General features: G+C 65.5%; 8 protein-coding genes. 6 read left to right on the top strand and 2 right to left on the bottom strand.

Features of this window, described 5'->3' with window-relative positions; all coding sequences use genetic code 11:
- Positions 1 to 50: 50 nt before the first annotated feature.
- From ABL838_RS33735 to ABL838_RS33760, 6 genes are all read left to right on the top strand, one after another.
- Positions 51 to 914 (top strand): response regulator, encoded by an 864-nt coding sequence (locus tag ABL838_RS33735; protein WP_418126099.1) that lies wholly within the window; start codon positions 51 to 53, stop codon positions 912 to 914.
- 1,554 nt (positions 915 to 2,468) lie between these two features.
- Complete coding sequence (locus tag ABL838_RS33740; RefSeq protein ID WP_418126100.1) at positions 2,469 to 8,912, top strand: ESPR-type extended signal peptide-containing protein; 6,444 nt, start codon at positions 2,469 to 2,471, stop codon at positions 8,910 to 8,912.
- A gap of 20 nt (positions 8,913 to 8,932) precedes the next feature.
- The gene (locus ABL838_RS33745) at positions 8,933 to 9,781 is read left to right on the top strand and encodes an OmpA family protein (protein ID WP_418126101.1); all 849 of its coding nucleotides are present in this window, start codon (positions 8,933 to 8,935) and stop codon (positions 9,779 to 9,781) included.
- 444 nt (positions 9,782 to 10,225) lie between these two features.
- Complete coding sequence (locus ABL838_RS33750; protein WP_418126102.1) at positions 10,226 to 11,143, top strand: LysR family transcriptional regulator; 918 nt, start codon at positions 10,226 to 10,228, stop codon at positions 11,141 to 11,143.
- A gap of 762 nt (positions 11,144 to 11,905) precedes the next feature.
- Entirely contained in the window at positions 11,906 to 15,373 is a 3,468-nt protein-coding gene (locus ABL838_RS33755; protein ID WP_418126103.1) for an autotransporter outer membrane beta-barrel domain-containing protein, read from the top strand.
- Positions 15,374 to 15,662: 289 nt separating this feature from the next.
- The gene (locus ABL838_RS33760) at positions 15,663 to 16,136 is read left to right on the top strand and encodes a hypothetical protein (protein ID WP_418126104.1); all 474 of its coding nucleotides are present in this window, start codon (positions 15,663 to 15,665) and stop codon (positions 16,134 to 16,136) included.
- A gap of 158 nt (positions 16,137 to 16,294) precedes the next feature.
- Here the strand turns inward: ABL838_RS33760 and ABL838_RS33765 are convergent, their stop codons facing one another.
- Both ABL838_RS33765 and ABL838_RS33770 read right to left on the bottom strand, forming a co-directional pair.
- Positions 16,295 to 16,543 carry a hypothetical protein gene (locus ABL838_RS33765; RefSeq protein ID WP_418126105.1) on the bottom strand — a complete coding sequence of 83 codons (249 nt, stop codon included), beginning with the start codon at positions 16,541 to 16,543 and terminating at the stop codon, positions 16,295 to 16,297.
- A gap of 139 nt (positions 16,544 to 16,682) precedes the next feature.
- Positions 16,683 to 16,994 (bottom strand): hypothetical protein, encoded by a 312-nt coding sequence (locus tag ABL838_RS33770; protein ID WP_418126560.1) that lies wholly within the window; start codon positions 16,992 to 16,994, stop codon positions 16,683 to 16,685.
- Positions 16,995 to 17,074 lie beyond the last annotated feature (80 nt).

Genomic DNA, 17,074 nt, shown 5'->3' on the forward strand with positions numbered 1-17,074 from the left:
GTTCCTGCTTGAGGCTTGTGCTCGATCGACTGGATGGACCGGTGTTTCCCATGAATTTGAAAGCAGTTTGGCGCCAGGCCAACGACGATCTGGACGAAGGCGAACTTGAGACAGTGCCGCGCGAGGTGGCGGCGCGGGATCTGCTTGCCTGGTCCCAACGCGCCATCGGCATGACAGCGTCTCCACAAGCCGATGTGATCGCCATCGCCGATGACGACCCGCAGGCGCGGCAACTGCTCGGCGGCTATCTTTCGCAATCAGGCTACGAGGTGCTCGAGGCACGCAGCGGCGGGTCGTTGTCCTCAATCCTTGCTCGCCGTGTCGTCGATCTCATCGTGCTCGACATCCTGTTGCCGGGTGAGGACGGCTTCACTGTCTGCAGGCGCTTGCGTGCCGAGGGCCTGCGCACGCCGATCATCATCCTCAGCGCGAGGGCCGAGGATTCCGACCGAATCCGGGGCTTGACGATAGGAGCCGACGACTACGTCGGCAAGCCGTTCAACCCGCGCGAACTGCGCGCGCGCATCCAGTCAATCTTGCGACGCCGGCCTCCCAAGGAGGAGCCGGGCGGCCCGTCGATGGGCCACGAGGTCGTGCAGTTCGGACCGTTCGAGTTCAACCTGGGCACGCGTACGCTGCGCAAGCATGGGAAGATCTTCGGCATCACGACGGTCCAGATTGCCCTCCTGAAGGTCTTGGTCCGCCATGCACGGCAACCGCTGTCGCGCGATAAGCTCGCCCTGGCCGCGCATGGACGTGAGCTCGGTGTCTTCGATCGCAGTCTGGACGTGCAGGTTTCTCGGCTGCGCAAGCTGCTGCAGGACGGAGAGTTTTCCTATATCCAGACTATCTGGGGCGTGGGCTACATGTTCGAGCCCAGTGGCCGGGGCGACCTGGTTCGCGCCCGTCGCTGAAGGGCCGGCAGCGTCCACCGCACGCAGTTAGCCGGGCACCTGCCCCACTTCGCCGGCAAACCATCGAAAGATGTGGTCTGGCTTCTTCTGCCGTTGGTCGACCGCACGAAGAGAAACCCTCGTTCCGCATTGCCCATGGCGTCGACTGGGATGCCGGCTGCGCGCAAGGCAGTGAGTTCCGCGCTGGCGCCGATGTCGAACGGCAGCTTCAAGGTCACGGTCGCGTTGTGAATGGTCCGTCGGGGCATTGCTGTGCCTTCCTTCCTGGCGCGCCAGTGGACCCCAACAGGGCCTCTTCACGGATCCCACGTTCATAGGAGGCGGGCAGGGACGTCGGGCTCCGCGGTGCCAAAGCAGCAATCCAGTCTGCGAGTGCGCAACCCGTCTTGCGCCGTCGGTGGTGTCGCTTGGGCGCGAGCGACCGAGTCTCCTTTGTCGCCGTGCACCCGCCGACGAAGCAGCGCACTGTTCACGTCGAGGCCCGTGGCTCGACGGATGAGGAGCGCCTCTCGACAGCCTGCAGCAAGTCCTCGGTGTCTCTGGCTGTGTGCCATGTGCGCGAGTGCAGGGTCGTCGCCAGAAGAAATAGGCCCCCCGGTGTGAACGAAGGTTCGCGCGTGAATTGGATGGATTCAATTCATGGCCACGCACCTACGTGGCGTCATCGATGGGGGATTTTTAATCTGTAGCTTTTTATTCCTATTGAAATTGAAATGCACCAATTCATTTTTCAATGTAATCGCGACAGCGGCTCTTGGCGGCACGAGTCGGGAAGTCGGAGGCGTGACATATGTGCAACATCGACAATGCATAGGCTGCCTCAAAAAACCTCTGGCATTTAGCGCAATGCCTTGCAAAGGAAGGCATCTCGTGCTTGCTGGTTCGTGAGAGCTGAATTGATATGCCGGCCTGTTCGCATCCGGAGAAGGACTCTGGGTGACCAAGAGGCCCGGTGCAGGTATCCCACAGCTCTGGGTTGCCCAGTTGCATGACAGCCGCGCCACCGCCCGGGACCCCCTGTGAGGTCTCGAAAGACAAGTGCCTGGGACCGCGAGCGGGGATTTCCGTTGGAGAAACTTCCTTGGGAAGCGAGCTGAGCGCCGGAGCCTTCGGTTTCACCTCGCAGGCAGCTCTTTGATTGCACTCATCGTCGGGCGCGATGGTTCAGGCACGGGCGTATCTCTTCTCCCCGGGTCGCTGACCGGTGGTGCCTTGTCTGTCAGAACAGCTCCGCGCGTAACTTTCCTGCAATCCCGGCAAAACGCCACAAAACGCCAGTGCGATTCATTCTGCACCCAATGAAAGATGCCAATAACAGCCAAGAAGTCACATCCGGGGGCGAACATATTGTGGTAAGTAAATAAATTTCTTAGTAACTTTATATTACTATTATTTGTGAGTGTTCGTTTAAAAATCTAAATTAAATCCATCAAATTGCTCCGAAAAGCAACAGGCCAAGTTGCAATCGTTAACGTCGTCATCAATAGTTGTTAACAACAGTTAATTGAGAAATTCCCAGGGAGAAGCGGTTTTTGAATCGAATGGACGGAGCCCATGAATACAACTTATTGTTCTATTTGGAATGAATCCCTTGGCGCCTGGGTGGCGGCGTCGGAAAACACTCGCGCTCGCGGCAAGCGAGGCAGCAGTCGCGTAGTGAACGCATCCACTCTGCGCGCACTGTTCGTTCAAGGACACTTGCGCGCGGGGGCCATGAGTGTGCTGCTCACCATGATCGGAATCGGAGGGGCCTCGCTCGCGCAGGCGCAGGTGAACTGCGCTGCGGCGCCCTACAACTATTACAGCGGCAGTGCAACGTGCGCGGGCTTTCAGTCTCAAGCGACTATGGCAGGAGCCACTGCCATCGGCTTCAACGCCGCTAGCACAGGGCTGAATGCCACGACCCTCGGCTATGGCGCCATTGCCTCGGCGACGAATTCCCTCTACCTGGGCGCACGCGCCGCCCCCGGGACAGGCGCACTGAGCGAAAGTTCCATCGCGATCGGCACGGACGTCACCTCCAGCGGCTTGGGTGGCATCGGAATTGGCGTGCAGTCGCAGGCAACTGGAAAGTTCGGCGTTGCCGTGGGTGTACAAGCCATCGCCGGAGCGGAGGGGGCAGTCGCGGTCGGCGGCGGCGCGACAGGATCCGCATTCAACGGTGTATCTGTTGGCGCCGGAGCCACAGCCTCTGGCGTCAACTCTATTTATCTTGGCGCTCGCACTGCCCCGGCGACCGGTTCACTGAGCGAGAGCTCAATCGGAATCGGTACGGACGTGACCGCGAGTAACACATACGCTACCGCCATCGGCTTCAATACGAGGGCGACTGGGTTGCGCAGCATTGCCCTTGGATTCCGCGCAAACGCACTCGCCCTCGATACCATCGCACAAGGCAACAGCGCCAACGCAGCGGCCCAGAATGCGATCGCGATCGGCTTCCAGTCGGTCGCATCCACGATCAATTCGGTCTATCTCGGCTCGCGCACCGCGGTAGGTACCGGCGCCTTGGCCGAGAGCACCGTCGCCATCGGCACGGACGTCACGGCATCCCAGGGCAACGCCACCGCGATAGGCTTCCAGAGCAAGGCGACTGCAGGCAGCGCAGTGGCTCTCGGCCCGAACGCGACAGCTTCAGATGCTGCAGCAATGGCACTGGGTTCCGGCACGATCGCAAGCAATATCAATGCAGTAGCGCTTGGCGCCGCGGCCCAAGCCACAGCAGCCGGCGCCAGCGCACTGGGCACGTTCGCCAATGCTGCAGGAGGGAACTCCACGGCGGTCGGCGTCAGCTCCACGGCCAGCGGCAACTTTGCCGTGGCGGCAGGATGGAGTTCCAAAGCCAGCGCCGAGCGTTCTTTTGCGGGGGGCTATCAAGCCAATGCGGCTGCGGTCGATGCCCTCGCGTTCGGTACGAACGCGAAGGCAGACTCCGCCGAAGCGGTCGCTGTGGGTACCAATGCCATCGCCACCGGCGGCAAGGCCGTCTCCATCGGTTCCGGCAACACGGCCTATGGCAATGGCGCTGTCGCCATCGGCGATCCGAGTTTTGCGAGCGGCACAGGCGCTTTCGTCGGTGGCGCGGACAACATCGCCAACAGCGACGGCACCGCCTCGGCCACCGCGGCCAACCAGGCAAACGGCGCAGTGGCCATCGGCAACGGCAACAAGGCGATCGGCCAAGGGTCGGTGGCATTGGGCAACGGCTCCACGGCCGGCGCGGTCGGCAAGGCAGGCGGCGTGGCCATCGGCGATGCGGCGAGCGCGACCGCCAATGCAGGCGACGTGGCGCTGGGCTCCGGCTCGGTGACGGCCACAGCGGTGGGTACCCCCAACGTGACCATCGGCGGCACGGTCTACAACTTCCAGGGCACCACGCCGACGAGCACCGTGAGCGTGGGCAGCGTGGGCAATGAGCGGACCATCACCAATGTAGCGGCGGGGCGGATTTCTGCGACCTCGACCGACGCCATCAACGGCTCGCAGTTGTTCGCCGCCAACCAAGCGATTCAGGCCATTGCGGCCAGCACGCCCACCCACTACTACAGCGTGAACGACGGCGGCACGCAGCAGGCGAACTACACCAACAACGGCGCGACCGGGGCCAACTCTCTGGCGGCCGGCGTCGCAGCCTCGGCATCGGGCGATCAGTCGGTGGCGCAGGGCTTCCAGTCGAGCGCGTCGGCCGGCGACGCCATCGCGATCGGCACCGGCACCAAGGCGTCGGCTGTCAGCAGCACCGCGATCGGCGTCAATGCCGTGGCATCGGGCGTCAGCGGCTCCACGGCGGTAGGTGCCTTCTCCAATGCCAGTGCCACCAATAGCCTAGCGGTCGGCGAATTCGCCAGCGCTTCCGGCGAGGGCGCTTCGGCGGTCGGCCCCGGCGCGAACGCCGCGGCGGCGCGCGCCACGGCGCTCGGCAACGCCGCGTCCGTCACGGCCGCGGGCGGTGTCGCCGTGGGCGACACGGCTGGCGCCAAAGCGGCGAACAGCGTGGCGCTGGGCGCGAATTCGGTCGCCAACAATGCGGACGATGTGGCACTGGGCTCCGGCTCGACCACCGCCACAGCGGTCGGCACAGCCAGCACGGTGATCAACGGCACGACCTACAACTTCGCGGGTACCACGCCGGGTTCGACGGTGAGTGTCGGTGCCGCCGGCGCTGAACGCACGATCACCAACGTGGCGGCCGGTCGGATCTCCAAGGCTTCGACCGACGCGATCAACGGCTCGCAGCTCTTCGCCACCAACGCCGCAATCGATGACGTGGCCGTCACGGCCGGCAAGGGTTGGAACGTGACCACGGCCCAGACAGGCACGGGCACCGCAACGGGCACGAGCATGCAGAACATTGCCCCGGGCGGCACCGCCACCTATACGGCGGGAAACAACATCGCGATCACGCAGAACGGCTCCGAGGTGCAGATCGCCACCAGCGCGACGCCGAGCTTCACCAGCGTGACAGCCGGCGGCACGGTCATCAACAACGCCGGCCTCACGATCACGGGCGGCCCGAGCGTGACGAACACCGGCATCAATGCGAACAACATGGTGATCACCAACGTGGCACCAGGTGTGGCGCCTACGGATGCGGTGAACGTGGACCAATTGACCACCACAGTGGCGGCCAGCAAGACCAAGTACTACAGCGTGAACGACAACGGGGTGGCGGGCGCTAACGTCAACAACGACGGCGCGCTGGGCATCAACTCCATCGCCGCGGGCGTGGGTGCGAGCACCACCAAGGCCGCCACCGGCAGCGTGGCCATGGGCAACAACGCTGCAGTCAGCGTCGTGAACGGGGTGGCGCTGGGCACTGGCGCGTCGGCTGGCACCAATGCGGGTGACGTGGCATTGGGCTCGGGCTCGGTCACGGCGGCCGTGGTCAACACGCCGAGTGCGACCGTCAACGGCACGGTCCACAACTTCCAGGGCACCGCGGCGACGAGCACCGTGAGCGTGGGCGCCGTCGGCGCCGAGCGCACCGTCACCAACGTGGCCGCGGGCCGGATCTCCGGCACATCGACCGATGCGATCAACGGCTCGCAGCTGTTCGCCACCAACACCGAGCTGGCCAATATCGGGGTGACGGCCGGCAAGGGTTGGAACGTGACCACGGCCCAAACGGGCACGGGCACCGTGACGGGCACCAGCGTGCAGAACATCGCTCCGGGCGGCACCGCCACCTACACGGCGGGCAACAACATCGCGATCACGCAGAACGGCTCGGAGGTGCAGATCGCCACCAGCGCAACGCCGAGCTTCACCAGCGTGACGACGGGCGGCACGGTGCTGAACAACAACGGCCTGACGATCACGGGCGGTCCGAGCGTGACGAACACCGGCATCAATGCCAACAACACCGTGATCACCAACGTGGCGCCGGGTGTGGCGCCCACCGATGCGGTGAACCTGAGCCAGCTGACCACCCAGGTGAACGGCGCCAAGATCCATTACTACGCCGTGAACGACAATGGCACGCAGCAGGCGAACTATGCGAACGACGGCGCCACCGGCATCAACGCCCTGGCCGCCGGTGTGAACGCTTTGGCCGCAGGCACCAGCGGCGTTGCGATGGGCAACGGCGCGCGCGCCAATGCCGCGGACACCATCGCGATCGGCAGTGCTGCGACGGCCAGTTCCGCGGAGGCGGTGGCCATCGGCAAGGGCGCGACAGCCGCGGGCGGCAAGGCCATCTCGATCGGCTCGGGCAACACCGCCTACGGCGACGGGGCCGTGGCGATCGGCGATCCGAGCTATGCCAGTGGCAGCGGTGCCTTCACTGGCGGTGCCAACAACGTTGCCAACAACGACGGCACGGCCTCGGCCACGGCAGCCAATCAGGCCAATGGCGCGGTTGCCATCGGCAATGGCAACAAGGCCGTCGGCCAGGGCTCGGTGGCCCTGGGCAACGGTTCCACAGCCGGTGCAGCCGGCAAGGCGGGCGGCGTGGCCATCGGCGATGCGGCAACGGCGACGGCCAATGCGGGCGACGTCGCGCTGGGGTCAGGCTCGGTCACGGCCACGGCGGTCGGCACGGCCAGCACGACCATCAACGGCACGGTCTACAACTTCCAGGGCACCACGCCGACGAGCACCGTGAGCGTGGGCAGCGTGGGCAATGAGCGCACCATCACGAACGTGGCGGCCGGCCGAATCTCGGGCACCTCGACTGACGCCATCAACGGCTCGCAGCTGTTCGCCACCAACCAGTCGATCGAGAGCCTTAGCACCACGGTCACCGCCAACAAGACCAAGTACTACAGCGTCAATTCCGCAGGCGGCGGGAACGAAACCAACAACGGCGCGACGGGCGCCGACGCCATTGCCTCGGGCAAGAACGCGGCGGCTGCCGGAACATCGGCGGTGGCCATCGGCCTCGGCGCCACCGCGGCCGACGCGAACAGCGTGGCGCTGGGTTCGGGCTCGGCAACGGCCGCAGCGGTGGGAACCGCCAGCACGACGATCAACGGCACGACCTACAACTTCCAGGGTACCTCGCCCATCGGCACAGTCAGCGTCGGCACCTTCGGCGGCGAACGCACGATCACCAATGTGGCGGCCGGCAGGATCTCCGGCACCTCGACCGATGCAGTCAACGGCTCGCAGCTCTTCGCCACCAACCAGTCGATCGAGAACCTGAGCAGCACGGTCACGGCCAACAAGATCAGGTACTTCAGCGTCCAGTCCACCGGGGGTGGCAACGAAAACAACAACGGCGCCACGGGTGCCGACGCTGTCGCCGTGGGCAAGGATGCGAGCGCCACCGTCGACAACGGGATCGCACTAGGCTCGGGCTCCGTTTCCGACCGCACGGTCGCGGGCAGCACCGGCAACATCCCGGCGGGCAGTTCCCTGATCCCGTTCAACACGACCGACCGCACGCTGCTGGGCGCCCTCTCCGTCGGCAGCGCGACCACCTACCGCCAGATCACCAACGTCGCCGACGGCACGCAGGCGCAAGATGCTGTGACGGTGCGCCAGCTCAGCGGCGCGCTGCAGTCCTTCGCGGTCACGCCGATCCAGTACTTCCACGCCAACTCCACGGCGGCCGACTCGCTGGCCATCGGCGCGGAATCCGTCGCGGTCGGCCCGCAGACGGTGGTCAACGGCAACAACGGCGTGGGCATCGGCAACGGTGCCGTGGTGCAGCAGAGCGCGCCCGGTGGCATCGCGATCGGCCAGGGCTCGACCTCGCACCTGGCCGACTCGATCGCGCTGGGCACGCAGTCGTCGGCCGCCGCGGTGCAGGGCGTGGCGCTGGGCGCCGGCACCAGCGTGACGCAGGCCGGCGGCGTGGCGCTGGGCGCGGGCTCGGTGGCTTCGACGGCGGCGGGCGTGGCCGGCTACGTGCCGCCCACCGCGACCGACGCGCAGCGCATCGCCATCGGTGCGACCACGAGCACGCTGGCGGCCGTGTCGGTGGGCAATGCCGCCAGCGGCCAGTTCCGCCAGATCACCGGCGTGGCCGCGGGCACGGCCGACAGCGATGCGGTCAACGTGTCGCAGCTGCGGGGCGTGCAGGGCCAGGTGGCGGTGATCGATCAGTCGACGGTCAAGTACGACACCAACGCCGACGGCACGACCAACTACAACAGCGTGACCATGGGCGGCAGCAACGCCACCGGCCCGGTCACGGTGCACAACGTGGCACCGGGCGTGGCGGGCACCGACGCGGTCAACGTCAACCAGCTCAACGCGACCAGCGCCGGCCTGAACAACCGCATCAACGCCCTGGGCGACAAGGTCGATGCCAACACGCGGATGCTCTCGGGTGGCATCGCGGCCTCGGCAGCGATGGCCGTGGTCACGCCGGTGGAGCCCGGGCGCTATCACGTGAGCGGGGCGGTGGCTGGCTACAACGGGCAGGCGGGCATTGGCTTCAACCTGCTCAAACGCTCGGACAACGGACAGACCACCCTGCATGCGGGCGTGGGCTGGGCCACCGGTGGCAGCAAGGCCATCGTGCGTGTGGGTTTCGGGTTCTCGTTCGACTGAGCGCAAGAGGAACAACATTCATGAAGACACACAATGCAATCCAACGCCTCGCACTGACCGCCCTCGTGGCGGTGCTGGGGGCCTGCGCGTCGGGTACCCAAGCACCGGAGCAGGCAGGCGCGGCGCCTGCCGCCACCGAGTCGGTGCGCTTTCCCGAGGCGGGCAGTGCCTGGCTCAAGGGGGGGACCTTCGTCAATGTGGAGCAACTGCGCCGCGTCGGACGGGGGATGACGAAAAACCAGGTGCGCGAGCTCATCAGCTATCCGCACTTCAGCGAAGGACTGTTCGGCCCGAAGGAGTGGGACTATCTGTTCAACTTCCGCACCGGGCGCGGCGACGAGTTCGTCACCTGCCAGTACAAGGTGGTCTACAAAGATGGGCTGTCCGACGCGATGTACTGGAAGGACCCGGCTTGCGCGGGCTACGTCGCGGCCAGGGCGGAGGGGGTGGCGCCGATCCCGGCCGCCGCCGTGGTAGCGGCGCCGCAGCGGTTCAAGTTGGCCGCGGACGCGCTGTTTGCTTTCGACAAGTCGGGCATCGCCGACATGTCGGCCGACGGGCGGGCGCAGCTCGACCAGTTGGCCGCACAGCTCAAGGGTCAGTACAAGCGCTTCGACACGATCACCGTGATCGGTCACACGGACAGGCTGGGCGGCGACACCTACAACCAGGCGCTGTCGGCCGCGCGTGCGGCGACTGTGCGCGACTACCTGATCGCGCAGGGCCTGCCGCGCTCGGCGCTGCGCGCCTTCGGGGTCGGCAAGACGCAGCCCCTGGTCTCGTGTACCGACGGCGGGCCGCGCAGCCAGCTCATTGCCTGCCTGCAGCCCAACCGCCGCGTCGAGCTCGAGGTCAGCGGCGAGCGATAGGCCGCCGGGGCTCTAAGGCCCCCACATGGCCGGTGGGATCGCTGTCCCAGCGAGTGCCATGAGGGCTCAGGCCGGGATCCGGTGGATTAGGCATCGGAACCCCATCGGATTCCCAGCGCTTCATGCGCTGGGGTCGAGGCGTTCATCGACACCCGACCGCGCGTTGCCCTGCGCGTCCAGGGCTGACTGATTGACCTGTACAGGCGCCTCGCTTCGTCCGAAGTCAGCGGGACGTCATCCGCGAGCTCCCCCAATGGACTTTGCAGGGGCAGGTCTCCCGATTGCTCAGTTGCTCAAGCACTTTCGAACGATCGGGAGAACGGATTGCGGGTTTTTGAGTTCGCGCGAAGGCGCCTGGCAGGAACCAAAGGTGCATGCGGGTTGCGTGCCCTGGCGCAGGAGGAGGGGGCAACCATCCGAATCTCAACAATAGAAAGAATCTTCGTGCTCGATCTGAATGAAGTGGCGATGTTTGTGCAGGTCGTCCGGTGTGGCAGTTTTGCCGAGGCCGCGCGGCGGCTGAACATGCCGTCGCCAACGGTGAGCCGGCGCATCCAGCAGCTCGAAGCGCGGCTGGGCACGCGGCTGATGCAGCGGTCCACGCGCAAGCTCGAGCTGACCAGTGCAGGGCGGGCCTTTTACGAACGCTGCGGACCCGCCATCAAGCAACTCATTGAGGCCGGGCAATTGCAAATCGCGGACAGCTCGGCGCCGAGTGGCCCGGTACGGGTGGCTGTACCGACCCTTTTCTTCGATTTCTTCGACATGGCATGGGTGGCGGCGTTCCTGGCGGCTCATCCGCTGGTCACGTTGGATTTCGTACCCAGCGATCTGTCGTTGGATCTGATCGCGGATCGCATCGATGTCGCTTTTTGCTGCGGCCCCTTGCAAGACTCCAGCTATGCGGCCCGGAGGATTTGCGCGAGCGACGCAGAGCTCATTGCGAGCCCTGCGTATTTGACGGCTCAAGGCATGCCGGCCTCGCCGGAGGAACTGAGCGAGCACGCGTGCGTGGTGCAATCCGACGCCAGCGGCAGCACGTGGCGCTTGCGGGACATGGCCGGCGTGGAGACGAACGTGCGAGTCCAGGGGCGCTTCAAGAGCAACGCGCACCAGGCACTGCGCAAGGCGGCCTGCGCGGGGCTCGGCATTGCGGCCTTGCCCTCGATCCTGACAGCCGCCGATGTCGCTGCGGGACGGCTGGTGCGGGTGCTGCCGGGATACACGCGCGTAGACCCCGGCTTGAACGTCGTGTACCCGAGCCGGGGGCGCCGCCCGCTGGCCGTTTCCATGTTCGTCGAGATGGTGGTGGAGAGACTCGGCCTGAAGGACCACGCCGCCATGGGCCGTGCGATCGTCTGAGGTGTCAAGGCGCGCTGCCATGTGCCGGGCGACACTTGCCGTGTGTCTGGCACGAGGGCGGCCTCGTAGCCAGGAGTCGCCCTTGCGCAATGCGAGGCCGCGACCTCTGGGATCGGGCCGTCACTTGCCGTGGAGCTCGCGAGCACTGCTGCCGATGGGCGACTCGCGCATGCCTGCTTTGGCGCAAGCGGTTCAGGTGCGCATGGCGAAGGCCTGATTGAGTCAGCATCATGCATGAACTGCGTCGCTCGCAGCGGGCAGTTCTTGCCTTTCCGTCAATGACTGTCCCCCGCGGAGGCATGCGCGGCCTCTCCCTCGACGCGTGGCGCTGCCAATGGCAGCAGCGGGGACGACTCGCCCATTGCAAAGACGATCCGTCGGGCGTCTTGAGCCAGGATTTCCTGTTGGCCAAGGCTCCCGTACTGCTGGCCGCGTGAGTGCCGCGTGCACCTTCTGGCCCCTGCGCATGTCGGTGCCATCGCTCGTCGATCTCATCGACTAATGCGCACTCGTCCGTCTGCCACATTGATTGCATCGACAAATGAACGGGTGAATTCCATTTCTTGAATCAATGAGAGTTAACAAATGTGAACGATTTGGCGTTCGATGGAGAAATGCAAATTGCGCTCGAGAAATGGCAACTTTCGTTTCCCAGAGTGCACTAGAGTCCGCCCCGTCTCCGAGGCCGCAGCGCCGGTCACACGCGATCGAGAGCGCGGTCATCCGGATGCGTCATCTTTCTTTATTGCCAGGACTCAAGTAATGAACAAGATATTTCGCGTCGTTTGGAACGACGCACTTTCCCTTTGGACCGTCGCCTCCGAATTCGGGCGTGGCCATGCGAGATCGACAGCGGCCTCCCAGGGGGCGAGCCTGGTTGCCGCCACCTTGCTGGCAGCGGTTTCCCTGCCGGCCGCTGCCGCATGCGCGACCGACACGGGCGCCAACACGGTCAGTTGCACGGGGACCGACCAGGCCGCCACCGTGGGCAGCGGGCCGGCGACGCCGAGCGGCATCGCGGTCATGGTCACGTCGGGCACGACGGTCAGTACCGGCAACAGCTCGGGTATCAGCGTCGGCAGCGCGGCCAGCATCGTGGTCCAGAGCAAGGCCACGGTCCAGAACAGCTCCACCGGCGCAGACAGCCCCTACGGAGGCAACCTCGGCGCCAACACGATCGAGTTCAACAACAACAGCACCCTCGTCGTCGAGCAAGGCGCCAACGTCTTTGCCGATGGGACAGCTTCCAACTCGGAAGCCGTCAATCCTTTGGGTAGCGGCAATACGATCATCAATCACGGCACCGTGCGATCGACCCACGCTGCAATCTGGTTCCAGGCGAATTCGGGCAACAACACGATCCTCAACACCGGCACGATGGAAGCAGGTTATGTGGCGGGCAACACCAATCCCGGCACCGCCACCGTGTTCGGCGCCAACGGAACCTCCGCCGTCGACTTCACCAACAAGGGCAGCGTGATCGGCTCGCTCAACTTTGCCAACGGCAACGATGCGCTGCATGTCTACACGGGGTCGTCGATCACCGGCAACATCAGCGGCGGTGGCGGCGCCAACCTCCTGACGCTCGAAAGCGACGACGGCGCCGCCGCGACGTTCGCGCCGCGGTCCCTGGCTGGCTTCCAGACGCTGCAGAGCAATGGCGGGGCCTGGACCTTCAACGTCGCCCTGCCGTCCTCGGGCATCACCAGCACGACCGTCAACGGCGGCACGTTCATCCTCGGCGCCAACGCCAGCACCTACACGGGCAGCATGACCGTGGGTCCGGCCGGCGTATTGCAAAGCAGTGCGCAATTCGCACCTTCGTCGATCACCGACAACGGTCTGGTGCGTTTCGCCCAACCCGACAACGCGACCTACGGTGGCCTCGTGAGCGGCACGGGTGGCATCGAGAAGACCGGCGCAGGTACGCTCACCTTGACGCAGGATCAAGCCTTCACAGGTACCACCACGATCAGCGCCGGCGTGCTGCAACTTGGCAATGGTGGCGCCACCGGCGCAGTGAAAGGCGTCATCGTCGACAACGCGACGCTGGCGGTCAATCGCTCGAGCGAATTGACGCTGTCCGGCACCATCAGCGGCACCGGCTCGCTGGTGCAGGCCGGCACAGGCACGACGATCCTCGCTGCTGACAACACCTACGCCGGCGGCACCGTCATCAGCGCCGGCACGCTGCAGCTCGGCAACGGCGGCACCTCCGGCAGCATCGTGGGCAACATCCTCAACAACGCGACGCTGGCCATCAACCGCTCGGACGCGCTCACGGTATCGGGCACGATCAGCGGTTCCGGCTCGCTCGTCAAAGAAGGCGATGGCACCACGACGCTCACCGCGGCCAACAGCTATGCCGGCGGCACTGCGCTCAAGCAAGGCCGATTGAACGTCGGCAACAGTCAGGCGCTGGGTGCTGGCACGCTGGCGATGGATGATGGCACCACGCTCGGCTTTGTGGCCGACGGCCTGAACCTGGCCAACGCGATTCAGCTGACCGGCAGCAACGACCCGGTCATCGACACTGGCGTCTTCAACGCGACCCTCAGCGGCGCCATCAGCGGAGGTGGCTTCATCACCAAGCTGGGCAGCGGTACGCTGACCCTCTCGGGGACCAATGGCTACACGGGCGCGACCAATGTGGCTGAAGGCACCCTGAAGGCGGGTGCCACAGGGACCTTCAGCACGGCCTCGGCGCACACCGTGCAAAGAGGAGCCACGCTCGACCTCGCGGGCTTCAGTCAGACGGTCGCCTCGCTCGCCAACAGCGGCACGGTCTCGCTTGTGGGCACGGCACCGGGCACGACCCTCACCGTCAACGGCGCTTACGTGGGCAACAACGGCGTGCTGCGGCTCGGGACAGTTCTGGGCGACAGCACCAGCCTGAGCGATCGGCTGGCGCTCAATGGCGCGAGCGCCTCGGCCAGCGGCAGGACGACGGTGCAGATCACTCAGCTCGGCGGGCTGGGTGCGCTGACCACAGGCAACGGCATCGAGGTGATCTCGGCGCTCAACGGCGCCACCACCACCGCACAATCCAGCAAGGACGCCTTCTCGCTCGCAGGCGGTCACGTCGACGCCGGTGCCTACGAGTACCGCCTGTACGCTGCCGATGCCAACGGCGCAGGCGAGAACTGGTACCTGCGCTCGACCACGACGGCAACGGCCGCGACGGGCAACACGGCCAATGCGATCAATGCGACCGCCACAGGCAGCGCTGCCGCTGTGCAGGTCCCGACCTACCGGGCCGAAGTGCCGCTCTACGCGGCACTTCCGGGCCAACTGCGCCAGGGCAACCTCGCAATGCTCGGCAACCTGCACCTGCGGGTGGGCGATGACGATGCCAAGGTCAGCGCCGACGGGTCACCTTCGCTCGCGTCCCCCTCCCTGGGCCGCCGCGCCTGGGCGCGCGTGCTCTCCACCGACATCGACATCCAGCAGGGTGGCGCGGTATCGCCATCGAGCAAGGGCCGCCTCACCGGCTTCCAGGCCGGCACCGACCTGCTGGCCACACCGAACTGGCGCGCGGGCCTCTACGTCGGCCAGCTCGACGGCGACGCCAGCGTGAGAGGCTTCGCCAGCGGCATCCAGAACCTGGGCGTGGGCCGCAACGACCTGCGCAGCCAGTACCTGGGCGTGTACGGCACCTACACCAGCGACAGCGGCTTCTACGCCGACGCGGTGGTGCAGTCGGGCCGACACCGCTACACCGTCGAGCCGCTGGCGAGCCAGGGCATGAGCGGCAAGGGCAACAGCCTGCTGGGCTCTATCGAGGTGGGTCAGTCCTTCGCGCTGGGCGGCAGCGGCTGGCGCATCGAGCCGCAGCTGCAGCTGATCCACCAGCACATGGACCTGGGCAACTCCGCCATCGTCGGCGCCGTCGTCCAGCCGCAGGCCGACAGCGGCTGGATCGCGCGTGCTGGCGTGCGGGTGAAGGGCGAGATCGCCACCGGCGTCGGCACACTGCAGCCGTACGGCCGCTTCAACGTCTACCGGACGTCGAGCGGCGCGGACATCGCCCGCTTCGTGAACGGCGCGACCACCACCGACATCGCAGCCCCGACCGGCGGCACGAGCACCGAACTCGCGGGCGGCTTCACGCTGGCCCTCGGCGAGTCGACGAGCCTGTACGGCGAAATCGGCAAGCTCTGGGCGAGCGGCGGCAACGCCAGGGTGAAGAGCTCGATCAACGGCTCGGTGGGCGTGCGCGTGAAGTGGTGAGATGAGGATCCGCCGCGCGTCGAATTGATTCGCGGCGGTGTATCTCAGACATCCGTAAGGCAGCTTCGAGGCTGCCGCATGTTGGTGGATCAATCCAGGGGCGGACCCGAGCGGTTGGTTCGCGAGCGCATGACCGATCCTTCCCCGGTCGCCAGTGGTATCAGCCGCCGTCTATGCATCGAATTCTCGACGCAGCCCCTTGCCAGCCCACTCCTGCTGGGATTCGACGCGGCAGAAACGCCCGAGGAACGGTCGGGATGGCGACTTATTTTTCCTCTGGACACTTTCAATGCCGGAACGCGAGTTGCCCGGCATCCTTCCGGCATCGCTCGCCGGCGAGCCGCAGGGTTTGGTCGCGGCGATCGAGGTAGGCGCCCCAACTCTCTACCTACTCGCGGCGCAACTGGCTGCATCGCGCGCTCTTGGAGGTGGGAAAGGAATTTGGCGGCGGCTGCCTGATTTCTTCTGCCCGGAATCGGAGGTGCTGACAACAGGCTTCGAAGAGACCGGTTTCCTTGTCGCAGCACTCACGTCATCAGCGTTGCTCGCGAGTGTTGCGACCATCGATGGTTGGCTGGAGAGCATCGCAGCAGAGCCAGGGCGCTTGACGGCGCGGATGGGCGTTGCCGCCGACGACGAGGGGGCGCCCGAGGACAGTGATCGCCTGCCCCACCTGTTCTGGTCCCTTCGTTGTTTACGAACAGAATTCGGGGGCGCACAGTCAAGCGGGCGGCCTTTGCTCCATGCACGGGACCTGTTCTGATTTGCCGTTTTTGGTCGGACCTTCCGGCAAGACTGGGAGTTCCGCGAAGGCACTGGGTTCGATGCTTGTCTCGGTCGTGCGCCTACCTCCGTTCGGAGTGTCCAACTGCATCAGGACAAGCGCGTCGCACGCGTCGGTCGGATGCAACGGGTGCGATTTCAACATCCTGTGTCAAGATCTTCTGACTGGGCCGAATCCGGCGGGTGCGACAGGAGCAGTCCATGCCTCAGTGACCAGATGCACGCCGCCAGACGCAGCAGTCTTTCGACGTTGGCGTCGTGATAGCCGCTCGTTGGATCTTCCTCGCCGACCATCACCACAATGCAGTCAAGCGCATCGAGTGCCGTGAACCCCCGCCCTGTGCGCGCCACGTCAATGGCTGTGGCCAAGATTTCTGTTCGATTCACCGAGGTCTCCGGAATAGTTATTGACTGCAGGCGATCACCTGCCGGCGGTGACGTTGTCATCATGGCGCCAGTGCCCGTGAGAGCGAAAGCGGGTAAGCCCCTTCTGTTGCTCAATGGCCGGGAACGCCGCAGTCCACGATCAAAGCCAAGATGCCACGTGTGCAGCTTGAGCGCCCTCGGCCGTCGAGGGGCACCTGGGCTGGATGGCGCGCCTGATGCGATCCGCGTATATCCTCATTGCCGACACCATCGCACCACCTCTCCGATGTACTCGGCCACGTTGGCCGCATAGTCCGGGTTCTTCACTTTCAGAAGGCGTTCGAGAAGCGCCTTCGGATCGGGTGAGGGTCTCGCGCGTCAGTGGCTCCCAGGGAGCCGATGCCATGAAATTGGCGAACTCGTGCTGCGGCAGGGCGGACAGGAAGACCTGTCCGCTGGTCGTGCAGTACAGGCGCTTTCTGCCCTGCCTCGGAGTGCGCGTATAGGCATCCTGGCTGCAATCGTTGCCGCATCAGATGCGCAGCGCTCGGT

The organism is Variovorax sp. 160MFSha2.1, assembly GCF_048305075.1.
GTDB lineage: Bacteria > Pseudomonadota > Gammaproteobacteria > Burkholderiales > Burkholderiaceae_C > Variovorax > Variovorax guangxiensis.

What these genes read in the sequence shown, in the direction of transcription:
- ABL838_RS33745 (WP_418126101.1), top strand. Translation starts at nt 8,933, where the DNA reads ATGAAGACACACAATGCAATCCAACGCCTCGCACTGACCGCCCTCGTG.
- ABL838_RS33755 (WP_418126103.1), top strand. Translation starts at nt 11,906, where the DNA reads ATGAACAAGATATTTCGCGTCGTTTGGAACGACGCACTTTCCCTTTGG.
- ABL838_RS33740 (WP_418126100.1), top strand. Translation starts at nt 2,469, where the DNA reads ATGAATACAACTTATTGTTCTATTTGGAATGAATCCCTTGGCGCCTGG.
- ABL838_RS33735 (WP_418126099.1), top strand. Translation starts at nt 51, where the DNA reads ATGAATTTGAAAGCAGTTTGGCGCCAGGCCAACGACGATCTGGACGAA.
- ABL838_RS33760 (WP_418126104.1), top strand. Translation starts at nt 15,663, where the DNA reads ATGCCGGAACGCGAGTTGCCCGGCATCCTTCCGGCATCGCTCGCCGGC.